Source organism: Bacillus atrophaeus (assembly GCF_039519175.1).
Classification (GTDB): domain Bacteria; phylum Bacillota; class Bacilli; order Bacillales; family Bacillaceae; genus Bacillus; species Bacillus atrophaeus.
On sequence record NZ_CP154443.1, the window covers coordinates 2,806,755 to 2,829,908 of the forward strand.

Genomic DNA, 23,154 nt, shown 5'->3' on the forward strand with positions numbered 1-23,154 from the left:
CATGAAAGGAAGATCACATGTTGACGAAGCGTTTTACCTTAATCGCATCCCTTGTTATGGTTGCCATATTCTCGTGGCTTCCTGAGGCGACAGCTGAAAAACGGTCGGTCCCTGCGGTGTTTTTAATGAAAACCATTGAAGGAGACGATATTTCAATCCCGCATAAAGGGCAGAAAACAATCCTTCATTTTTGGACATCCTGGTGTCCGCCCTGTAAAAAGGAACTGCCTCAGTTCCAGTCCTTTTATGAAGAACAACAAGCTGGCGGCGTTCAGCTTGTGACAGTTAATTTGGTGAATGCCGAACAAAATAAACAGGCTGTAGTCGACTTTATCGAAGCGAACAAGCTGACGTTTCCGGTCGTGCTTGATTCACAAGGCGATTTAATGAAGACATACCATATCGTGACCATTCCGACCTCTTTTTTACTCAATGAAAAGGGGGAAATTGAAAAAACAGCTGTCGGGCCGATGACGGCGGAGCAGCTAAAAGAATGGGCGCAAGAATAAAAGCTGAGAGGGTAGCCCTTTCAGCTTTTTTTTCATATATCATACCAACAGGATGAAATTGCTAATGATAATTATTATCAAAAAGAAATTAAAATAATTATAATTGAAATTATCCTCTGTCGTGCTATAATAGTAAAAGACATATGAAATCACTCACCATAAGCTGCCTTTTGGGCGGCAATTTTGTTTTTATAAGGGAAATGAAGATGATTTGCGTTCTCAATTAGAGAGGGGGATTCAACATGAATGAACAAGTTATTATACAAAACGACTCGCAGCAGGAATTAAAAACCGAGAAGCGGGCAAGCAATTGGACGCAGCATGCGGAACTGATTGCAGCCCTTGTCTCCGGCGCTCTTATTTTAGCAGGATGGATTCTCCATCAACACTCTGTTTTATCTGTTATTCTCTATTTGCTGGCATTTGCGATCGGAGGATTTGCTAAAGCGAAAGAAGGAATTCAGGATACGATTGAATCAAAAACGTTAAATGTAGAGCTGCTGATGATATTTGCGGCAATCGGTTCTGCGATCATCGGCTACTGGGCAGAGGGTGCAATTTTAATTTTTATTTTTTCCTTAAGCGGAGCGTTGGAAACATACACGATGAACAAAAGCAGCAAAGATTTAACCTCATTAATGAAGCTTGAACCTGAGGAAGCAAGCCTTATCGTAAACGGCGAGGTCAAAAGGGTACCTGTCACAGATGTAATGACGGGTGACATCATCGTTGTTAAACCGGGAGAGCGCGTGGCGGCGGACGGGATCATTGAGACCGGTTCAACCAGTTTGGATGAATCTGCGTTAACCGGAGAAGCCATGCCTGTTGAAAAGACGGCCGGTGATGAAGTATTTACGGGAACAGTGAACAGAAACGGGTCACTGACTGTCCGTGTGACAAAATCGAATGAGGATTCTCTTTTCAGAAAGATTATTAAACTGGTGGAATCCGCGCAAAGCAGTGTATCACCGACACAGGCATTTATCGAGCGGTTTGAAAATGCCTATGTAAAAGGCGTGCTTATTGTGGTCGGCCTGCTTTTATTTGTTCCCCATTTTGCTTTAGGCTGGAGCTGGGGTGAAACCTTTTACCGCGCGATGGTATTTATGGTTGTCGCGTCACCGTGCGCGCTTGTTGCTTCCATTATGCCCGCGGCGCTTTCGCTTATCTCGAACGGAGCGCGAAACGGTTTACTTGTAAAGGGAAGCGTGTTCCTTGAACAATTGGGTACAGTTCAAATGATCGCCTTTGATAAGACCGGTACCGTGACACGCGGCCGTCCGGCTGTGGAAGCTGTCAGAATCGCAGAAGGCCATGACGAGGCTGAAGTGCTGGAGGCCGTTTATGCCATTGAAAAACAATCAAGCCATCCGCTGGCTAAGGCTATTACAGAATACGCGGAAAACAGGGGCGTCAATCAGTCAGGCTACATATCCATTGACGAGGAATCTGGCTTTGGTGTTATGGCCTCTGTGTTCGGCGCCAAATGGAAGATCGGAAAAGCCGGTTTTATTGGAGATGACATAGCGGATGCATTTATCGAACAATCTGCATCAGACTTAAAAGACAAAGGCAATACAATCGTATTTATCAAAAAAGACAACAGCATTGCCGGATGCATTGCCCTCAAGGATCAAATCAGGTCTGAAGCAAAAGAGGTCTTGTATGAACTGGGCAGCTTGGGAATCAAAACCGCAATGCTGACGGGAGACCAAAAAGAAACGGCTGAAGCCATAGCGAAAGAAGCAGGCATCACAACTGTCGCGGCAGAATGCCTGCCGGATCAAAAGGTAGAGGAAATCAAACGGTTAAAAAAAGAATACGGCATTATTGCAATGGTCGGAGACGGTATCAACGACGCGCCTGCTTTGAAGACGGCTGACATCGGCATCGCGATGGGCGGCGGAACGGATGTCGCTCTTGAGACGTCAGATATAGTATTAATGCAAAATGATTTAAAAAAACTTGCGAAAATGTGCCGCTTATCCAGAAAAATGAACCGTATCATTAAGCAAAACATCGTGTTTTCACTGACGGTTATCTGTTTGCTCATTTGCGCTAACTTTTTGCAGGTGATGGAATTGCCGCTTGGTGTCATCGGTCATGAGGGAAGCACAATTCTTGTTATATTAAATGGTTTAAGGCTGTTAAAGTCATAAACAGCGGTCCCATATGGGCTGCTGTTTTTTTATTTCAAGCTCTATATTTTCCGGTTTTTTTCAGCATCCGGACGCTTTAAGACAAGAATAAATGCCAGGCTGCAGCAAACAAATCCGGCAGCGCAGCCTATAATGAAGCTATAGTAATAATAATCGATGCATTTTACGCTGATCAGCGGGGCTGAAATTCCTAAAATGGTCAATAATACGACCGCTTTCCTTTTCAAAAAATTGATAAGCAAATCGAACATCTCCCTGCATCATTCGTCTGTTAACAGTATACAAGATCAAGAAAAGGAAATAAAATGCAATTGTGATTCTTCAAAAAGGCAAGGAGCTTTTAAAACTGATACAATAGATAAGAACATTACCGGAAGCGGGGAGGAATAAAATTGAATAGAATTCAGCGTGTCTCTTCATGGCTAAAGCAGGAAGGGCATACTTCAGCATTCATACATACAAAAGAAAATGTATTTTACTTAACCGGTTTTTATACAGAGCCGCACGAACGATTGATGGGCTTGTTTATTTTTCAGGATGAGGAGCCTTTTTTCATTTGTCCGGGGATGGAAGCCGGGCAAGCGCGCAGTGCCGGGTGGGAACATGAAATCATCGGGTATGCCGATCACGAGGACCCTTGGGCGCTCATCCAGACAGCTTTGAAAAAACGGAAGATCACGATCGATACACTTGCAGTGGAAAAGGATTCAATATCGCTTTCCCGCGCAGAGCAGCTGAAGCAGGCTGCGGGCGGAGCGGCATTTGTGTCAGCGGAAGAAACGCTGAATCAATTCAGGCTTGTGAAAGATCAAGAAGAGATCAAAAAGCTGCAAGAAGCGGCAAAGCTTGCTGATTACGGCGTTGAGATCGGTGTATCAGCTTTACGTGAAGGAATTACCGAAATGGAAGTTCTCGCCCAGATTGAATTTGAATTGAAGAAAAAAGGGATTCAAGGAATGTCTTTTTCCACGATGGTATTGTTTGGAGAAAAATCAGGGCAGCCGCACGGCAATCCGGGAACGGCAAAATTGAAAAAAGGCGATTTTGTATTATTTGATTTAGGTGTCATTCTTGATGGCTATTGTTCAGATATTACGAGAACCTTTGCTTATCAAACAATCAGTCCGAAACAAGAGGAAATTTACCATACGGTGCTGAAAGCGGAAAAAGCCGCCATCGAATTGAGCAAACCCGGTGTCAGAATCGGCGACCTGGATTTAAAGGCCCGCGGCGTTATAGAGAAAGCCGGCTACGGAGACTATTTCCCACACCGCCTCGGGCACGGTCTCGGAATTTCCGTCCACGAGTATCCGTCTATGAGCCAAGCGAATGATTCAATCATCCAAGAGGGCATGGTTTATACGATTGAACCGGGCATTTATGTGCCGGACATCGGCGGAGTGCGCATTGAAGATGACGTGCTTGTCACAGAGGAGGGAGCGACAGAACTGACCCGCTACCCGAAAGAATTAACGATTTTGCCATAAATGATGATCACAAAATAAAAAAGGACTTTGTTCACGAAAAAGTCCTTTTTTATCTGCAAAAAATCGAATAAACTTAATGATAAGGACACTGATGTCTCAAATGAAAAAATCATCAAATGTCTTAAATGGCTTTATTTCCTGTTTTTGTTTAAGCGGCTGAAGAGCGAGACAGCTTCCGACAAGCACTGTGATACATAAACCGATTAAAATAAAGAATCCCATTTGTTTCTTCCCCTTTCCGTAAGCAGAGTACGCTCTTATCGTATTGTATGAAACGCATTCCAGATCAAGGGAAAAAAGAAAGAAGGGAAGTTATGGCTAATATTAAAGAAATTGCGAATAAAGCCGGTGTTTCCATTACGACGGTTTCAAGAGTGTTAAATGATCATCCCTATGTGAGCGAAGAGAAGCGAGTGAGAGTGCTGGAGGCGATGAAAGCCTTGGAATATACGAGAAATGTCCATGCCGTTCACCTATCGAAAGGCTTTTCAAATATGATTGGTGTGGTCCTGCCGTCTATCAGACTGCCGTATTTCTCGGAACTTTTGGCCGGGATTGCCGACGCGGCTTTTGCATCAGGCGTCCACCTTACCGTGTATCAGACAAACTATGAAATTGAAAAAGAGATTTTCGCTTTGTCACAATTAAAACAGCGGCAGGTAGACGGACTGATCTTCTGTTCAAAGGCGATATCTGATGAAGAACTGCTTGAGTGGAAGGGACCGCTATTGCTTTGCCAGAATTCAAATGAAGGTCTTTTTTCAACGATCAGTATTCCTCATCAAGATGCATTCCGGCACGGATTGAACTATTTAATAGAAAAAGGCCATAAAAAGATTGCGATATGCCTCGCCAGAAAAAAAGGGATGAACAGCCATTTTCGCATCAAAGCATATAAAGAAGCCCTAGCGGAAATAGGAGAAACCTTTGTTGAGAATTGGATAGTGGAGAAAGCGCTTACGATTAATGACGGGAAAGAGTTATATCATAAATGGAATAAGTGGAAGGAGAAGCCGACGGCGATATTGGTAGCCAATGATCAAGTATCAGCGGGCCTTTTGCTGGAGGCTAAAGCCCAAGGCACAGCCGTTCCGGACGAACTCGCCATTTTAAGCTTTGATAATCACGAAATCAGTCAATCACTAGGCATAACCACAATTGATATACAGACAAAAGAAATGGGCAAACAAGCCTTTATGCTTCTGGAAAAAAGGATTAAAGGCCAGCCGATTGAAAGAAAAGTACTCGAATACCGTCTGATTGAAAGATCGACTGTTTAGCTTGAATGTTGAAAAAAGGTTTGACGCGCTTTCCATTCGTTTTGTACGATATGATGTATTGAATGACAAAGGAGCTGAGGATCGTGAATGGATCCTTTACAGTTGAAAAGGTACTAAATAATAACGTATTAATCGCTTCTCATCATAAATACAGTGAAGTTGTCCTAATTGGAAAAGGAATCGGCTTCGGAAAAAAACAAGCTGATATGATTGAAGATAAAGGGTACGAAAAAATGTTTATCTTAAAGGATGAGAAAGAACAAAAGCAGTTTAAAAAGCTCCTTGACTATGTAGATGAAAACTTGGTTGATATCTCCAATGATGTGATTGTTCATATTGCAGAGCGGGTGAACCATTCATTAAATGAACATATCCATATCGCTTTGACCGATCATATTGCATTTGCGATTAAACGGCTGAAGCAAGGGTTTGATATGAAAAACCCATTTCTGATGGAGACACAGTCACTCTATCCGGATGAATACCAAATTGCCGAGGAAGTTGTGGCGATCATTAATGAAAAAGCGGGGATCAGCCTGCCGGACGGTGAAATCGGATTTATCGCTTTGCATATTCATTCAGCCCTGACCAATCGTCCGCTTTCCGAGGTAAACCAGCATTCCCAGCTGATGGCCCGGCTTGTACAAGTTATCGAGGACGCTTTTCAAATGAAGGTCAACAAGGAAAGCGTACATTATCTGCGTCTCATTCGTCATATCAGATTTACCATCGATAGGATCAAAAGGGACGAACCGACTAAAGAACCAGAAAAATTAATGTTATTATTGAAAAATGAGTATCCGCTATGCTACAATACAGCTTGGAAATTGATAAAAATCTTACAGCAAACATTGAAAAAACCAGTTCATGAGGCGGAAGCGGTCTATCTTACGCTTCATCTGTACCGATTAACCAATAAAATTTCATAACTTCAGTTTAACCTTTAAAAACGTGTTACTGATTCGATCAGGCATGAGTGATTGAGGGGAAAAAAGCGGGAATTTGTTCTCGTTCTTTTGCGCACCCAACTTTTACTCATGCCTTTTTTGTTGTGTAAAAGGGCAAATGTAAACGGTTAAACTGATGGCCTGCGCCCGTGAATTCGTTGTCATGATTTTTCGCTGTAAGGTCAAACTAGTAAATAGAGGAGGTCAATTCTATGTTTAAAGCATTATTCGGCGTTCTCCAGAAAATCGGGCGCGCTCTTATGCTTCCAGTTGCCATTCTTCCTGCGGCGGGTATTTTACTTGCGATTGGGAATGCCATGCAGAACAAGGACATGATTGAGGTTTTGCAATTCCTAAGTAATGACAATATCCAGCTGGTAGCGGGAGTAATGGAAAGTGCGGGGCAAATCGTTTTTGACAACCTGCCGCTTCTCTTTGCAGTCGGAGTTGCCATAGGACTCGCGAATGGCGACGGCGTTGCCGGGATCGCTGCAATCATCGGATATCTTGTAATGAACGTATCGATGAGTGCGGTTCTCCTTGCAAACGGAACCATTCCTTCTGATTCTGTAGAAAGAGCCAAATTCTTTACAGAAAACCATCCGGCATATGTTAACATGCTAGGCATACCGACATTGGCTACAGGGGTATTCGGCGGTATTATCGTCGGAGTACTGGCAGCGCTGTTGTTCAACAAATTTTATAAAATTGAGCTTCCGCAATATCTCGGATTCTTTGCGGGTAAGCGCTTTGTACCAATTGTGACATCAATTTCTGCTTTAATTCTCGGTCTTATTATGTTAGTGATCTGGCCTCCGATCCAGCATGGGCTGAATTCCTTCTCAACAGGTTTGGTGGAAGCGAATCCAACGCTTGCTGCATTTATCTTCGGAGTGATTGAACGTTCACTTATTCCTTTCGGCTTGCATCACATTTTCTACTCGCCGTTCTGGTATGAGTTCTTTAGCTACAAAAGTGCAGCCGGGGAAATTATCCGCGGAGATCAGCGCATTTTCATGGCGCAGATCAAAGACGGTGTACAATTAACTGCCGGTACATTTATGACAGGAAAATATCCGTTCATGATGTTCGGACTTCCGGCTGCGGCTCTTGCGATTTATCATGAGGCAAAGCCGAAAAACAAAAAGCTCGTTGCGGGTATTATGGGCTCAGCAGCTCTGACTTCTTTCTTAACAGGGATTACAGAGCCGCTAGAATTCTCATTCCTGTTTGTGGCTCCGATCCTGTTTGCAATACACTGTGTGTTTGCAGGGCTGTCATTTATGGTTATGCAGCTTTTACATGTAAAGATCGGTATGACATTCTCAGGCGGTTTAATCGACTATTTCCTATTCGGAATTTTGCCGAACCGAACTGCATGGTGGCTTGTGATTCCTGTAGGTTTAGGCTTGGCCGTGATCTACTACTTCGGATTCCGTTTCGCCATCCGCAAGTTCAATTTGAAAACGCCGGGACGCGAGGATGATTCTGCTGAATCTGATGATTCCGGCAAGCAAGGCGAAGCAGGAGATCTGCCTTACGAAATCTTGCAGGCGATGGGCGACCAGGAGAACATCAAGCACCTCGACGCATGTATCACAAGGCTTCGTGTTACCGTGAATGACCAGAAAAAAGTGGACAAAGACCGTCTGAAAAAACTCGGCGCTTCAGGTGTTCTTGAAGTCGGCAATAACATTCAAGCCATTTTCGGGCCGCGTTCTGACGGCTTAAAAACACAAATGCAGGATATTATCGCAGGACGCACGCCAAGACCAGAGCCGAGAACGTCTGCTGAAGAAGAAGTAAGCCAGCAGGTCGAGGAAGTCATCGCAGAACCGCTGCAAAATGAAATTGGCGAGGAAGTCTTTGTTTCTCCGATCACTGGTGAGATCCACCCGATTACTGATGTTCCTGACCAAGTCTTCTCAGGAAAAATGATGGGTGACGGATTCGCTATTCTTCCGACAGAAGGAATCGTGGTATCTCCTGTCAGAGGTAAAATACTGAACGTATTCCCTACAAAGCATGCGATCGGTTTACAGTCTGACGGCGGAAAAGAAATCTTGATTCACTTCGGAATCGATACAGTCAGCCTTAAAGGCGAAGGATTTACGTCATTCGTCTCAGAAGGAGACCGTGTGGAACCGGGCCAAAAACTTCTTGAAGTAGATTTAGATGCAGTGAAGCCGAATGTACCTTCCCTCATGACACCGATTGTATTTACGAACCTTGCTGAGGGAGAAAGTGTCGGCATCAAGGCAAATGGCTCAGTTAAAAGAGAACAAGAAGATATTGTGAAGATTGAAAAGTAAGCATTCAAGATGCTGTGCTTGTCAGATGACAAGTGCGGCTGTATGATATAATATTGTGAAGTAATATATAGCTTTAAGTTAAAAGGAGAATGATAAAAATGGCACAAAAAACATTCAAAGTAACTGCAGATTCTGGAATTCACGCTCGTCCTGCTACAGTTCTTGTACAAACTGCAAGCAAATATGACGCTGATGTTAATTTAGAATATAACGGCAAAACAGTAAACCTTAAATCAATTATGGGTGTAATGTCTCTAGGAATCGCTAAAGGCGCTGAAATTACAATTTCTGCTTCAGGCGCTGATGAAAACGACGCTCTTAACGCTTTAGAAGAAACAATGAAAAGCGAAGGACTCGGCGAGTAATGCAAGAGTTAAAAGGGATTGGCGCTTCAGCCGGAATCGCGATTGCGAAAGCGTACCGGCTTGAAGAACCAGATTTAACGGTTGAAAAGAAAAACATCTCTGATTCTGAAGCGGAAGTAAGCCGTTTTGAAGATGCTATCACTCGTTCCAAAGACGAGCTTGAAAAAATCAAAGAGCATGCTTTAAAAGAACTTGGCCAGGACAAAGCGGACATTTTTTCCGCTCATCTCTTAGTCCTCAGCGATCCTGAGCTTTTGAACCCGATTAAAGAAAAAATCAGTTCAGAGTCAGTTAACGCTGAATTTGCTTTGAAAGAAACAGCATCAATGTTTGTTTCCATGTTCGAATCAATGGACAACGAATATATGAAAGAGCGTGCAGCAGATATCCGCGACGTTACAAAACGTGTAACAGGACATCTTCTTGGCGTTGAAATACCAAACCCGAGTCTGATATCCGAAGAGGTTATCATTGTGGCTGAAGACTTAACACCGTCTGATACGGCTCAATTAAACCGCGAATTTGTAAAAGGGTTTACAACGGATATCGGCGGACGCACATCACACTCTGCAATTATGGCCCGCTCATTGGAGATTCCGGCAGTCGTCGGTACGAAAACGGCTACTGGCACTATCCAAAATGGGGTAACAGTCATTGTCGACGGCATTAACGGCGATGTCATCATCGATCCGTCTGCTGACACGGTTAAGAAATATGAAGAAAAGCACAGCGCTTATATGGCTCAAAAAGCTGAGTGGGCGAAGCTTGTCAATGAACCGACAGTATCAAAAGACGGACATCATGTTGAGCTTGCGGCTAATATCGGCACACCTGATGATGTAAAGGGCGTTTTAGAAAACGGGGGAGAAGCAGTAGGTCTTTACCGTACGGAATTCCTTTACATGGGAAGAGAACAGCTTCCTACAGAAGATGAGCAGTTTGATGCTTACAAGGCGGTTCTTGAGCGAATGGAAGGAAAATCAGTTGTCGTACGGACGCTTGATATAGGCGGAGACAAAGAGCTTCCTTACCTGGAGCTTCCGAAAGAAATGAACCCGTTCTTGGGCTACAGAGCGATTCGCCTTTGCCTTGATGAGCAAGAAATCTTCAGAACACAGCTTCGCGCGCTGCTTCGTGCAAGTACATACGGAAACCTGAAAATCATGTTCCCGATGATTGCAACAGTAAACGAATTTAGAGAAGCGAAAGCAATCCTTCTTGAAGAAAAAGAAAAGCTCGTTCAAGCGGGACAAGTTGTCTCTGAGGACATTGAAGTCGGTATGATGGTTGAAATTCCGTCAACGGCAGTTATCGCTGACCAGTTTGCCAAAGAAGTTGATTTCTTCAGTATCGGAACAAATGACTTGATCCAATACACAATGGCTGCTGACCGTATGAATGAACGGGTTGCATACCTGTATCAGCCATACAATCCAGCGATTCTCCGCCTGATCACACTAGTGATCGAAGCTGCTCATAAAGAAGGAAAATGGGTCGGCATGTGCGGTGAAATGGCAGGAGACGAAATTGCGATTCCGATTCTTCTCGGACTTGGCTTAGATGAGTTCTCAATGAGTGCAACATCTATCCTTCCGGCAAGAACACAGATCAGCAAGCTTTCTAAAAAAGAAGCTGAATCATTCAAAGAAAAAATCTTGTCAATGAGCACGACAGAAGAAGTTGTCGCGTTTGTAAAAGAGACATTTAATTCATAATACTAAAACCAGCCGGGCTTTTGCCCTGCTGGTTTTTTTCATATTCAGAGGAAAGGCGGGGCAAAATAATCCCACTAGGAGGGATAGAATGTCAAACGAATTTAACGCGGGTGATACGGTGTATGTGATTTATCGGAATCCTCACGCTGCAAATGTTGCGCATATTAAGGAAGCGGAAGTTGTGCGCCATCCATATCACGAAGGGGAGCTTTCCTTATTTTTATATGAAACCTATCATCCTCTTGCCGAGGATGATGCCGTATTTGCGAGCTATGAAGAAGCGGAACATCTATATAATCAGCTATTTGATATCGATCAATACAGATGACAAGGAAAACATTGCATCACATATCCTTACTTACGTATGAGAAAAGTAACAGAAGAAAAGTGAAAAGGATGTGGCTTCATGCAGAACCCGTTCGTTCCGCAGCTCGTTTATATTGAACCGAGGGCACTGGAATATCCGTTAGGCAAAGAGCTAAGAGATAAATTTGAACATATGGGAATTGAAATCAGAGAAACAACATCACATAATCAGGTCCGGAATATACCCGGAAAAAACCACCTTCAGCAATACAGAAATGCAAAGTCGACACTGGTCATCGGCGTACGGAAAACATTAAAATTTGATTCTTCAAAACCATCGGCTGAATATGCGATTCCGTTTGCAACCGGCTGCATGGGCCATTGCCATTATTGCTATTTGCAAACGACGATGGGGTCTAAACCTTATATCAGAACGTATGTGAATGTGGAAGAAATATTAGATCAAGCGGATGAATACATGCAAGAACGGGCCCCTGATTTTACAAGGTTTGAAGCTTCTTGTACATCAGATATCGTCGGTATCGACCATCTGACACACACGCTGAAGCGTGCTATTGAACACTTCGGGCAAAGTGAATTGGGGAAACTCAGATTTGTAACCAAATTTCATCATGTGGATCATTTGCTGGATGCGAAACACAACGGGAAGACAAGGTTCAGATTCAGCATTAACGCCGACTATGTCATCAAAAATTTTGAACCAGGCACTTCTCCTCTCGATAAACGGATAGAAGCCGCTGTAAAGGTAGCAAAAGCAGGCTATCCTTTAGGCTTTATCGTCGCACCGATTTATATTCATGAAGGCTGGGAGGAAGGTTACAGGGTCCTGTTTGAAAAATTGGACGCCGCTTTGCCGAAAGACGTAAGACATGATATTACGTTTGAATTGATTCAGCACCGATTCACTAAGCCGGCGAAACGAGTGATTGAAAAGAACTATCCGAAATCAAAACTAGAACTTGATGAAGAAAAGCGCCGCTATAAATGGGGACGCTACGGCATCGGCAAATACATCTACCAAAAGGATGAAGAGCACGAACTTCGGGAAACGCTGGAATCCTATATCGACCGTTATTTCCCTAATGCAAAACTCGAATATTTCACTTAAAACGGGCTCACACAGCCCGTTTTTTGATAAAATGGGTTTTTCCACTCCATCAGGACGCCGTAATGTAAGGATTCCTCATCTTCCAAATAGTTTCTCACCACACCGACAGGTTCTCGCCCGCAATGCAGCAGAAATGACAGAACCGGATCATCCTTCTCTCCCTCTAGCACGGCTTCGACATATTGCTCAGCGGTAAGTTCATGCGAATATTTATGATAACAAGGAATTCGAGCGCCACCCAGCAAACGTTCCAGCTGCTTTGAAACCGTCAGTTCATACATCGTTTGCATCAGCCATTTTCCGATCCCCCGCTTTCGGTAAGAAGGGGACACCGAAATATCAACGACATATAACGTATTGCCTTCTTTATTATGATTTCTGATATATCCATGATCAGTAATTTCTGCCCAAGTATGATCAGGATGTCCAGGGTCAAATTGGACAATCAGCGCGGTCATGGAACCGATGATCACATCATTCACCAGCGCGCATAAAGCCCCTTCCTGAAAGGTTTCTATATGGCTGTGTAACTGCTCCTTGGACCACAGAAGTTCCTGAGGAAAAGGGGAAGGGAAACATTCTTTTTGCAGAGAAAGCAAACCTGCAACGTCTCTGTGAGTGTATTGCCTGATCAACAGCTTCTCGTATTTGCGGCCATCATAAAAACGGATATTCTTTTGAATGGTAATCACCCTCCTTTTTCCAAATTATTATATCGTATACCTTACGGCAGGAAAATAAAAAAAGTAATTTTCTGAATATATAGTTCCCATTTCATATTATTTTCTTTTTCAGTATATTCATTTTCCTAAAGAGAAAGCCGATATACTCATTAGGAGGGGATTGCTTTGTTTAAAAAACTGCATATGAAAATTGCTGTTTTTGTTTCGATTATGTTAATTTTGACGGTTATTCTTTTGCAGCTTTCTTCTTTTCTCATTTTAAAACCAATGATTACTGAAGAAGGTAAAAACGCAACAGAAAATGTAACGAATTCGCTTGAGCAAAACATACAAATACAATTAAAGAACTATGAAATCTCATTATTAAGATTGGCGAACGGGGATCTCTCCCAATCTTTTATAAAAAAACCCGCTAAAGAAGTGACTGCGCTGTTTCACGATGAAATTAAGCAAATCCAGGAAAATGATAAGTATGTCGCACTTGCTTACATAGGGACCGGCAAAAAAGAAATGTTTGCATATCCAAAGTCCGAATTTGCCAAAGATTATGATCCGACGGCAAGACCTTGGTACAAGCTTGCAGCTGAAACTCCTGATAAGGTCGTCTGGACGGAGCCTTATGAAGATGTTGTTTCAGGAGAAATGATTGTGACAGCCGCAAAAGCCATTAAGACCAATAACAAGGTAACAGCCGTCGCGAGCTTAGATCTGAAACTGTCCTCCATTCAGAGTATGGTGAATAAACAAAAGGTACCTTATCAAGGCTTTGCCTTTTTAGCAGACGGAAGCGGCAGCCTTTTGGCACACCCTTCTAAGCAGGGTAAAAATATATCTGAGGATCAGTCGCTTAAGGGACTAGCTTCAGACACTGAAGGAATACAAGATGAAAACGGAAAAATGGTTGTTTACCAAACCATTGAAGAAACAGGGTGGAAAGTCGGCACTCAGTTTAACACAGATGAGTTAATGTGGATCTCTGAGAAAATGAACCGTTCAGGCATTCTGATTGCCGTCATCGCGCTTTTAATCACGATTGTACTCAGCTATTTCCTGGCCAAAACGATTACCGGTCCGATTCAGCAGCTGATTGCAAATACAAAAGCAGTTTCAGCCGGTGATTTGACAGTCAGCGCGCAATCGAAATCAAAGGATGAAGTCGGCACACTGACGAAACATTTTAATGCCATGGTTGAAAACATGAAGGATATGGTGGAACAGGTTAGGAATTCATCAGGAAAAGTATCTCAGACAACTGATCAATTAAGCACAGTATCCGCAGAAACAAATGAAACGAGCGGGCAGATTGCCAAAGCGATTGAAGAAGTGGCGGCCGGAGCGACAGAACAAGCTTCAGAAGTCGAAACGATAAATGAAAAATCAGAGAACCTTTCAAACAAAATCAAACAAATTGCAACTCATGCGGGGGGCATCAAATCGCTGTCAAAATCATCTGAGGATGCCAGCTATAAAGGGCTGGATTCTCTCGGGCATCTGCTGATGAAATCAAATGAAGCCAATACGGAAACAAAGAAAGTAGAATCCATGCTGTCAGATCTTGAAAAGCAAACGAAAAACATTGAGGAAGTAGTTACGGCCATCTCAGCAGTATCTGATCAAACAAACCTGCTCGCGTTAAATGCCAGCATTGAAGCGGCCAGGGCCGGAGAAAGCGGACGAGGCTTTGCGGTTGTGGCTGACGAGGTTCGAAAGCTGGCTGAGCAATCAGCCCTCTCAACAAAGCATATCAGCGATACGGTGAAGCTGATTCAGAAGGAAACGGAAGAAGCGTCCCATGCGATGACAGAGGCGAGCAGGATGAATGATGAGCAAAACAGCGCCATTCATGAGACTGGTGAAGTATTAAACACCATTACCTCAGAAATGCAGTCTCTTGTGAAAGGGATTGATTATATTTATGAAGAAATCCAAAGAATGAGTGAAGAGCAGCTTGTGATCTCTGAAGCCATTCAAAGCATTTCCGCTATTTCACAGGAATCCGCTGCAGCTGCGGAGGAGGTTAACGCCTCTACTGATGAACAGCTGATCACGCTTGATAAGGTGAAACATTCAACAGATACCTTGAAAAATGCAAGTCAAGATCTCATGAATGCGATTGCCAAATTCACATTGTAATAGGACGATAGCCAGGTCATTTTGATGATCTGGCTTTTGTCTTTCTTTCAGTGTGACTGAAAACTCTTGAAGGCATGGATAGTGGGCATCGGAGCAGGATATGACAGTCATTGACCTGACATCCTAAACAGGCCTGACAATAGATTGGGAATTATCAACCCGCTGTAACCCTAAAGGTTTTTTTCAATGGCTGCTCTATTTCTATATAGATATGGTAAGCTAATGAATGTCAGATTATTACGAAACAACACTACATATCTCATCATCGGGGAGGAAGTCACATTGAAAAAAACAATCGGATTTATCGGACTGGGAGTTATGGGTAATAGCATGGCGTCACATATTCTGTCAGAAGGCCATCCTGTTTTAGTGTATACCCGCACGAAACAAAAAGCGGACAAGATATTGGAAAAAGGAGCGGTCTGGAAGGATACGGTCGCAGATATTTCTAAGGAAGCGGATGTTATTGTTACAATGGTAGGCTATCCAAGCGATGTGGAGGACATTTATCTTGGCAGTAATGGAATTATTGCTAACGCTAGAGAAGGCGCATATGTCATTGATATGACAACTTCAAAACCGTCACTCGCAAAACAGATTGCCGAAGAGGCTAAACAAAAATCCATATTTGCTTTAGATGCGCCAGTTTCCGGCGGGGATATCGGTGCTCAAAACGGGACGCTCGCCATTATGGTCGGGGGAGAGGAAGAAGCATTTGAAGCTTGCCTGCCGATCTTTGTATTAATGGGTGAAAATATTCAATATCAAGGCCCCGCGGGCAGCGGACAGCACACAAAAATGTGCAATCAAATCGCCATCGCGGCGGGTATGATCGGTGTATCAGAAGCAATGGCTTACGCTCAAAAATCAGGCCTGCAGCCGGAAAAGGTTCTCAAAAGTATCACAACAGGAGCCGCAGGAAGCTGGTCATTGTCAAATCTTGCTCCCCGTATGCTGAAGGGTGACTTTGAACCGGGATTCTATGTAAAACACTTTATTAAAGACATGGGGATCGCTCTTGAGGAAGCGGAATTGATGGGGGAAGAGATGCCTGGTCTGTCGCTTGCGAAATCATTATACGATCAGCTTGCGGAACAAGGAGAAGAGAACAGCGGAACTCAAAGCTTATATAAGCTGTGGGTAAAATAAGCAAAAAAAGAGATTGCCTATAAAACAGGCAATCTCTTTCACTATTATTTTCCGATGAATTGCTGTGTCCAGTAGTTTCCTGACTCAACATAGCCGACACCGATATGCGTAAAGCTCGGGTTCATAATATTTTCTCTGTGCCCTTGGCTGTTCATCCACGCTTTTACGACTTCTTCAGGTGTTTTTTGGCCTTGCGCGATGTTTTCACCTGCTGTTTTGTAGCTGATTCCGAATGATTTCATCATATCAAACGGTGATCCGTAAGTCGGGCTTTGGTGGTCAAAGTAGTTTTTATCTTTCATATCTTGTGATTTTGCATGTGCTGATTTGCTTAACTTTTCATCAATTTGAAGCGGTTTTAAGCCTTGTTTTTGTCTTTCAGCATTTGTAAGTTCAACGACTTTCTTTTCATACGCGCTTACAGATGAAGCGTCAGACGCAGTTGTATTTTTGTTTGTTTTTTCTGGCTGTTTTGAAGCGTCAGCTGCAGGTGCTTCCTTTTGAGTGTTTACATTGGCAGGCTCAACTTTCTTGGACGCCTTTGGTGCTGCTTTGCTTTCATCCTTTTTTTGTACATCTTTAATCGTCATATTTGAATTTGATTTTTTCGCATAATTTTGAAGCATATGCTGTAATTTCTCTGCATCCGCAGCATTTAGTTTCTTTATATCCGTTTTAATATGTAGTTTGGCAACCACATCTTGAAGTTTAAGAGTCTGCACCGTATTTCCTGTTTTAACAGTCACAACTGGCTGGCAGGAGAGTTCTTTGGCAGATGCTTGCTGAACGCCTCCGAATGTGAAAATTGATACCGCTGCCGCAGCAGATAAAATAAAAGCTTTCTTCATAAGTTCCGTACCTCCTAGAAATGTTTGTTTTTCTACACCAAAAATCATAACATGGACTTTCTGTCATAATGTATCCATCCTTTTCCTTTGACAAGTGCAGATTGTTATTTTTGTAATGTAGGAGACTGAAATGCTATCTGACTGGGAAATAAGTCTGTTACGCTTCTTCATTGGATAGTTATATAGCTTCCATTATTTTAAAACGCTACATAAATTTTAATAAATTTGAATCTTGACAAGTTTTTTTTACCTCTTTTCGCTGTAACAACTTTTACAAAGGTGTTACAATTAATATCAGTTTATGTAAATATATTGAATGTTTTGAGAGGGGAAAACCAGAAGTGACTGAAATAGGACGCGAATCGAAAACAAAGCCAAAAAACAAACGAAATAGAGCGTGGAGAATGAACCTTTATTTCCTTGTCGTTTTTGTTCTATTCGCTGCACTCATCTTTAAACTTGGCGTGGTTCAGATTGTAGAAGGAGAAAAGCATGTAGAAGACGCCCAAAAGGCAAATGCCAAGACGGCGTATTATCCTGCTCCGAGGGGCAAGATGTATGACAAGCAAAAAAGGGTGGCTGTCGATAACCAGGCAGTTCCTGAAATCGTATATGTCTCAACTTCAAAGACGAAAACAGAAGATAAATTAAAAACAGCGAAAAATCTTTCTTCTTATATCAGTATTGATACCGAGTTTTTGAAGGAAAGGGACCTGCGTGATTTTTGGCTTGCTTCCCATCCTAAAAAGGCGCTTAAGCTGCTGAAGACATCTGAAGATGACCTAAATGGGGCAGAAGCTTATAAACGGCAGGTAAAACGAGTTCCGGAAGAAGAACTGAAAGCCCTTAAAAAAAATAAGAAAGAGCTGGAAATCGCAGCAATCTTCACACGTTTTTCAAGCGGGAATTCATATGAGCCACAGGTTGTAAAATCAATGGACCCAAATAAAATCAGCGGTAACGGCAGCGAAGGATCCTTGCTGGATGAAAGTAAAAACACGTCTCTAAAACCGAAAAGCGACTTAACGTATGAGGAAGTCTCTCTTGTTTCCGAACATTTAGAGGAACTGCCGGGAATAGACGTTGTCGATGATTGGACGCGGAAATATCCGTTTGACAAAACACTCTATTCTGTATTTGGCGGTGTCACAACACCTGAACAAGGACTTTTGAGCGACCGTAAAGACTATTATTTAACAAGAGGCTATTCGAGAAATGACAGAGTCGGCAAAAGCTATCTTGAATATCAGTATGAAGATTATTTAAACTCGCAAAAAGCAAAAGTGGAGTACGTGGAAAACAGCAAAGGCGAAGTCACCAGCCAAAAAACCATTGATAAAGGAAGCAGGGGTTACGATCTTCAGCTTTCATTTGATATGGAATTACAGGCAAAGGTTGAAAAAATTATTGAAGAAGAGCTGAGAAACAGCAGAGCCCGTGGCAACTATATGGTGGACAGAGCTTTTGTTGTCATGATGGACCCGAATAACGGAGATATTCTAACAATGGCGGGCAAACGTATTGATCTGGAAACGAATAAATTACAGGATTATGCTATCGGAGCCTTTACGACCCAATATGAAATGGGATCGTCCGTCAAGGGAGCGACCGTGCTTTCCGGCTATCAAGCCGGGCTTCCGCATTACCAAACGTTTGTGGATAGGACTCTTGTTTTTAAGGGCGGATTGAAAAAGAGCTCTTATACGAATATGGGAAGCATTACTGAGCTGACGGCCCTGCAAAGAAGCTCAAACGTATATATGTTTAATGTCGCCATGCACATCGCGGGTGTGACATATAAGCCGAACGGGGCTCTTCCTGCTGATCAGGAGGACTTGCGCAAAATGAGAAATTACTACAGCCAATTTGGATTAGGCGTTAAGACGGGAATTGATCTTCCGCAAGAATCAGCGGGAATGCAGACAACTCCTGATGCAGTCGGGGGCCTCATTTTAGACTTAGCGATCGGCCAATATGATACATACACACCGCTCCAGCTAGTCCAATATATGTCTTCTATCGCAAACGGAGGCTATCGCATTCAGCCGCGAATCGTGACAAGTGTGCATAAACCGGGAAGGGATGATAAACTCGGCACGATGATCGAGGAGCGGCAGCCGAAAATTTTAAATAAAATAAACAACTCGGCAAGCGATATAGAACAGGTCAAAGCAGGGCTGAAAAAAGTAACATCTACAGGCGGGACCGCTGGAGGTGTTTTTGGAACAAATGATGTATCTGGAAAAACGGGGACGGCACAGACGTTTTATTATGGAACCAATAAAAATTGGTGGGGACTTGAAACATATAATCTGACGTTTGCCGGCTATTATCCGTCAACAAATCCGCAAGTGGCTTTCAGTGTCGTTGTTCCTTCCGTGAGGGACGATCACGATGAAATAACCAAAAAAATTGAAGGCCGCGCGATTGATGCCTATGTAAAATTGCAAAAAAGTTACTAAACGTCTAAGACAAGAAGGGCCGCTGGTTAATAGTTTGGCCCTCTTTCTTTTATTCAAAAATTGACGATCACAATAAGAATAGAAGGAGAATTCTCATTTTTTAGCGAATCAGTCTAGTGAAATTTCTTTTTGTGAAAAAAAGATGAAAAGCTGATGGTGATTACAATGCAAAGGAGGGATTCTGTGGAACAGGATACGCAGCACGCACGACAATTTCAAATCAAAACGGATATTCACGCCGTCTTAACTTCTAATGGACGCATCATTTATATTTCCGCAAATTGCAAGCCGTATTTAAGTTATGCCCAAGAAGAGATGATTGGATCATTCATGAAGGAGTTTCTGCACGAGGAAGACCAGTTTTTAGTGGAAAGCTACTTTTATAATGAACATCATCTGATGCCTTGTACCTTTCGTCTTATAAAAAAAGACCATACCATTGTGTGGATAGAAGCCGGTGTAGAAATCGTCACCACCCAGGTTGAAGGAAACGGCAGGGAGATTATACTGAAAATGAAGGTGCTTGAGGAGGAATCCGGTCATCAATCCCTCAACTGCAATAAAAATAAAATACAGCCTGAACATCAAACATCATCCTCTTATCTGAATAGTGAATTTGAACGGTTAGTTGAAACTCTTCCAAGCCCATTATGTATCAGCGTCAGCGGTAAAATCGTCTACGTCAACAATGCAATGCTCTCCATGCTCGGAGCGGAAACCAAGGATCACATTATCGGCAGATGGTCTTATGAATTTATCGAAGAGGAATACCATGACATCGTAAAAAATAGGATTTTGCGAATGCAAAAAGGGATGGAGGTAGGAATGATCGAACAGACGTGGAAAAGGCTTGACGGCACACCTGTTCATCTGGAAGTAAAAGCCGCTCCGGCCATTTACAAAAACCAGCGGGCTGAACTGCTGCTGCTGATTGATATATCCTCGCGAAAAAAATTCCAAACCATCTTGCAAAAAAGCAGGGAGCGGTATCAGCTCCTTATTCAAAACTCTATCGACACCATTGCGGTCATACACAATGGAAAATGGGTATTTATGAACGAATCAGGCATTTCTCTTTTTGAAGCGGCGACGTATGAAGATTTAATCGGAAAAAATATATACGACCACCTTCATCCGTGCGACCATGAAGATGTAAAAAAGCGAATTCAGAACATTGCGGAGCATAAAACTGATTCAGAAGTCATGAAGCAATCATGGTTCACTTTTCAAAATCGATTGATTTATACGGAAATGGTCTGCATTCCGACAACCTTTTTTGGCGAAACCGCCGTTCAAGTGATTCTGCGGGATATTTCTGAACGCAAGCAAACCGAGGAGTTAATGCTTAAATCTGAAAAGCTCTCGATCGCAGGGCAGCTTGCTGCTGGAATTGCCCATGAAATACGCAATCCGCTCACAGCGATTAAAGGATTTTTACAGCTTATGAAGCCGACGATGGAGGGCAATGATCATTACTTTGACATTGTATTTTCTGAGCTGAGCCGAATTGAATTGATTCTCAGCGAACTGCTTATGCTTGCCAAACCGCAGCAGCATGCCTATAAAGAGCATTTAAACCTTAAAAAATTGATCAGCGAAGTGACAGCCCTGTTGGAAACCCAGGCGAACTTAAATGGAATATTCATTAAAACCGCCTTTCAAAGAGAAAGTATTTTTATTAACGGTGATCAGAACCAGCTCAAACAAGTGTTCATCAATTTAATTAAAAACGCTGTGGAATCAATGCCTGACGGGGGAACAGTTGAAATTGACACGACAGAGGATGAGCATTCCGTCCACGTTACTATTAAAGACGAGGGAGAGGGCATCCCTGAAAAGGTACTGAAGCGTATAGGAGAACCATTTTTAACAACAAAAGAAAAGGGAACGGGACTCGGACTTATGGTTACATTTAATATTATTGAAAATCATCAAGGAACCATCCAGGTAGACAGCAAGCCGGAAAAAGGCACGGCATTTAAGATTTCATTTCCAAAAAAATAAAACAACGGCTTAAAGCCGTTGTTTATACAGTCTGCATTGATTCTCTTTTCTTTAATACAAACAATTCCAAACGGTCTAAGCCTTCTCTTAACGTATCTAACGAGTATGCAAAAGACAGCCTCACGTATCCTTCGCCAAACTCTGAGAATGAGCTGCCCGGCACAAGAGCGACGCCAGAATCCTCCAAAAGAGCCATGCTAAAATCAAATGACGACATTCCAAAGGATTTAATCGAAGGGAAAATATAAAATGCTCCTGATGGCTTCACGACATCCAGCCCCATTGAGACAAGGCGGTCATATACATAGTCGAGTCGCTTTTTATATTGCTCTCTCATAATAAGGGCGTCATCAACTCCGTTGGTGACTGCCTCCACCGCCGCTTTTTGAGAAATGGAGGAAGCGCACGACACGTTATACTGATGCACTTTTAAAATGTGCTTAGCGATTTCCTTGGGGGCGAATAAAAAGCCGATTCTCCAGCCAGTCATGCTGTGTGATTTTGATAAACCGTTAATGACAATCGTTTGATCTCTTAAAAATGTCGCAATTGAGTGATGCGGCCTGTCATATGTCAATTCGCTGTAGATCTCATCAGACAGGACAAAGATATTTCTTCCTTTTAAAAGAGAAGCGATGTTTTTCAGCTCTTCTTCAGACAGCGTAACGCCGGTCGGATTTGACGGATAAGGAAGCACGACACATTTTGTATTAGGCGTCAGCGCTTCTTCAATCAGCCGCGCGGTGAGCTTAAAGCCGTGAGAGGTTGTATCCGCGAATATAGGTGTGGCGCCGCACATTCTGATGATAGGCTCATAACCAGGGTAAATAGGACCCGGCAAAATGACTTCATCACCCGGGGACAAAATCGTCCGGAAAGAAGCGTCAATCGCCTGGCTTGCTCCCGTGGTTATGATGATTTCACTTTCAGCTTCATAATTGAAATCGTATTTTTTCTTCATATAAAGCTGCACAGCTTGTCTCAATTCAAGGTAGCCGGCATTTGGTGTATATGAAGTGACATTATCATCGATCGCCTGTTTGGCGGCAGCTTTTACATGATGCGGCGTAAAAAAATCAGGCTGGCCGATTGTGAGCGAGATGACATTATCGTATTGAGCTACAAGATTTGAGAATTTGCGAATTCCTGAAATTTCAATCTCTTTAACTTTCGGGTTCAGCAAATGTTCCATAATTCATCACCTTAAAATATATAATGAGTTTTTATCCTATTTTACCATTAGCTGATCATTTGTCATCTTTTTAGCTGATATATAGTTGATTGTATGCCGGAGTTTTTAAAACATACCTCTTATCAGAGAAAAAAATAAGACAACCAGCAAATATGATTGTCTTTATTGTATCATGATCTATTATTGTTTATATGTGTAAATTTGATCAATAACCATATTCTGAATGAAGGTCTTCGTGCCAAATCAAATACGCGGGATGTTCTTCATGCTGTTCAGCGGCTTTTTTCTTCATTTCGAGATAAGCCTTTTCGCTGACTTCCTCTAAAACAGTCATTTCATTTTGTTTAAATATTACTAAAGTACCCATTATTTACACCCTTCTTTCAAAAAATCCTTGACTATTGTACCATGGACAGATTGAAAGTCAATGGATAGCAGGCAAAAAGTATCTTTTTTCTGAAAAAATCCGGCTCA

20 protein-coding genes are annotated in these 23,154 nt (G+C 42.6%); 14 read left to right on the forward strand and 6 right to left on the reverse strand.

Translation table 11 applies throughout. From position 1 onward, the window contains the following. Positions 1 to 17 precede the first annotated feature (17 nt). Both stoA and AAHT65_RS14320 read left to right on the forward strand, forming a co-directional pair. Positions 18 to 509 (forward strand): endospore biogenesis thiol-disulfide oxidoreductase StoA, encoded by a 492-nt coding sequence (stoA, locus tag AAHT65_RS14315; protein WP_010788443.1) that lies wholly within the window; start codon positions 18 to 20, stop codon positions 507 to 509. A gap of 242 nt (positions 510 to 751) precedes the next feature. Beyond that, on the forward strand, positions 752 to 2,668 hold the full coding sequence (locus tag AAHT65_RS14320) for a heavy metal translocating P-type ATPase (RefSeq protein WP_106359673.1): 1,917 nt from the start codon (positions 752 to 754) through the stop codon (positions 2,666 to 2,668). Between the two features lie 41 nt (positions 2,669 to 2,709). Here AAHT65_RS14320 and AAHT65_RS14325 read toward each other — a convergent pair whose 3' ends face one another. Further along, positions 2,710 to 2,910 carry a hypothetical protein gene (locus AAHT65_RS14325; RefSeq protein ID WP_003327292.1) on the reverse strand — a complete coding sequence of 67 codons (201 nt, stop codon included), beginning with the start codon at positions 2,908 to 2,910 and terminating at the stop codon, positions 2,710 to 2,712. Between the two features lie 150 nt (positions 2,911 to 3,060). Between AAHT65_RS14325 and AAHT65_RS14330 the strand changes: the two genes are divergently transcribed. Continuing rightward, on the forward strand, positions 3,061 to 4,155 hold the full coding sequence (locus tag AAHT65_RS14330) for a Xaa-Pro peptidase family protein (RefSeq protein WP_343310421.1): 1,095 nt from the start codon (positions 3,061 to 3,063) through the stop codon (positions 4,153 to 4,155). Between the two features lie 96 nt (positions 4,156 to 4,251). Here the strand turns inward: AAHT65_RS14330 and AAHT65_RS14335 are convergent, their stop codons facing one another. Continuing rightward, a complete protein-coding gene (locus tag AAHT65_RS14335) occupies positions 4,252 to 4,377 on the reverse strand; it encodes a hypothetical protein (protein ID WP_003327290.1) in 126 nt (41 codons plus the stop codon). A 92-nt stretch (positions 4,378 to 4,469) separates the two neighbouring features. Here AAHT65_RS14335 and AAHT65_RS14340 point away from each other — a divergent pair, with 92 nt between their 5' ends. The 7 genes from AAHT65_RS14340 to splB all read left to right on the forward strand — a co-directional run bounded on the left by AAHT65_RS14340 (position 4,470) and on the right by splB (position 12,209). Next, complete coding sequence (locus AAHT65_RS14340) at positions 4,470 to 5,435, forward strand: LacI family DNA-binding transcriptional regulator (RefSeq protein WP_094231925.1); 966 nt, start codon at positions 4,470 to 4,472, stop codon at positions 5,433 to 5,435. Between the two features lie 62 nt (positions 5,436 to 5,497). Continuing rightward, the gene (gene glcT / locus AAHT65_RS14345; protein WP_034717991.1) at positions 5,498 to 6,364 is read left to right on the forward strand and encodes a glucose PTS transporter transcription antiterminator GlcT; all 867 of its coding nucleotides are present in this window, start codon (positions 5,498 to 5,500) and stop codon (positions 6,362 to 6,364) included. Positions 6,365 to 6,594: 230 nt separating this feature from the next. Further along, positions 6,595 to 8,694 (forward strand): PTS glucose transporter subunit IIABC, encoded by a 2,100-nt coding sequence (gene ptsG / locus AAHT65_RS14350; RefSeq protein ID WP_343310422.1) that lies wholly within the window; start codon positions 6,595 to 6,597, stop codon positions 8,692 to 8,694. Positions 8,695 to 8,792: 98 nt separating this feature from the next. Then, a complete protein-coding gene (locus AAHT65_RS14355) occupies positions 8,793 to 9,059 on the forward strand; it encodes a phosphocarrier protein HPr (protein WP_003154654.1) in 267 nt (88 codons plus the stop codon). Then, the gene (gene ptsP, locus AAHT65_RS14360) at positions 9,059 to 10,774 is read left to right on the forward strand and encodes a phosphoenolpyruvate--protein phosphotransferase (RefSeq protein WP_003327286.1); all 1,716 of its coding nucleotides are present in this window, start codon (positions 9,059 to 9,061) and stop codon (positions 10,772 to 10,774) included. Before AAHT65_RS14355 ends, ptsP begins: the two co-directional genes overlap by 1 nt. 88 nt (positions 10,775 to 10,862) lie before the next feature. Then, positions 10,863 to 11,102 (forward strand): transcriptional regulator SplA domain-containing protein, encoded by a 240-nt coding sequence (locus AAHT65_RS14365; RefSeq protein WP_088117069.1) that lies wholly within the window; start codon positions 10,863 to 10,865, stop codon positions 11,100 to 11,102. Between the two features lie 78 nt (positions 11,103 to 11,180). Then, a complete protein-coding gene (gene splB / locus AAHT65_RS14370) occupies positions 11,181 to 12,209 on the forward strand; it encodes a spore photoproduct lyase (protein WP_003327283.1) in 1,029 nt (342 codons plus the stop codon). Here the strand turns inward: splB and AAHT65_RS14375 are convergent. After that, entirely contained in the window at positions 12,206 to 12,901 is a 696-nt protein-coding gene (locus tag AAHT65_RS14375; protein ID WP_343310423.1) for a GNAT family N-acetyltransferase, read from the reverse strand. The genes splB and AAHT65_RS14375 overlap by 4 nt on opposite strands. A 156-nt stretch (positions 12,902 to 13,057) precedes the next feature. Here AAHT65_RS14375 and AAHT65_RS14380 point away from each other — a divergent pair, with 156 nt between their 5' ends. Then, the gene (locus AAHT65_RS14380) at positions 13,058 to 15,025 is read left to right on the forward strand and encodes a methyl-accepting chemotaxis protein (RefSeq protein ID WP_106359669.1); all 1,968 of its coding nucleotides are present in this window, start codon (positions 13,058 to 13,060) and stop codon (positions 15,023 to 15,025) included. 282 nt (positions 15,026 to 15,307) lie between these two features. Further along, positions 15,308 to 16,174 (forward strand): NAD(P)-dependent oxidoreductase, encoded by an 867-nt coding sequence (locus AAHT65_RS14385; protein WP_343310424.1) that lies wholly within the window; start codon positions 15,308 to 15,310, stop codon positions 16,172 to 16,174. A gap of 44 nt (positions 16,175 to 16,218) precedes the next feature. Here the strand turns inward: AAHT65_RS14385 and AAHT65_RS14390 are convergent, their stop codons facing one another. Then, positions 16,219 to 17,022: a CAP domain-containing protein gene (locus AAHT65_RS14390; RefSeq protein ID WP_343310425.1), complete on the reverse strand. Its 804-nt coding sequence runs from the start codon at positions 17,020 to 17,022 to the stop codon at positions 16,219 to 16,221. Between the two features lie 341 nt (positions 17,023 to 17,363). On the opposite strand from AAHT65_RS14390, the gene AAHT65_RS14395 reads away from it, so the two are divergent. Together AAHT65_RS14395 and AAHT65_RS14400 are read left to right on the forward strand one after the other, a co-directional pair. After that, positions 17,364 to 19,484: a peptidoglycan D,D-transpeptidase FtsI family protein gene (locus tag AAHT65_RS14395; protein ID WP_142396258.1), complete on the forward strand. Its 2,121-nt coding sequence runs from the start codon at positions 17,364 to 17,366 to the stop codon at positions 19,482 to 19,484. 183 nt (positions 19,485 to 19,667) lie between these two features. Continuing rightward, positions 19,668 to 21,488, forward strand: coding sequence for a PAS domain-containing protein (locus AAHT65_RS14400; RefSeq protein WP_343310426.1), 1,821 nt, complete (start codon positions 19,668 to 19,670; stop codon positions 21,486 to 21,488). A gap of 22 nt (positions 21,489 to 21,510) precedes the next feature. On the opposite strand, the gene AAHT65_RS14405 is transcribed toward AAHT65_RS14400, so the two are convergent. Together AAHT65_RS14405 and AAHT65_RS14410 are read right to left on the reverse strand one after the other, a co-directional pair. Beyond that, positions 21,511 to 22,680 carry an aminotransferase A gene (locus AAHT65_RS14405; protein WP_088117074.1) on the reverse strand — a complete coding sequence of 390 codons (1,170 nt, stop codon included), beginning with the start codon at positions 22,678 to 22,680 and terminating at the stop codon, positions 21,511 to 21,513. A 205-nt stretch (positions 22,681 to 22,885) separates the two neighbouring features. Further along, positions 22,886 to 23,047, reverse strand: coding sequence for a hypothetical protein (locus AAHT65_RS14410; protein WP_003327276.1), 162 nt, complete (start codon positions 23,045 to 23,047; stop codon positions 22,886 to 22,888). Positions 23,048 to 23,154: the final 107 nt, after the last annotated feature.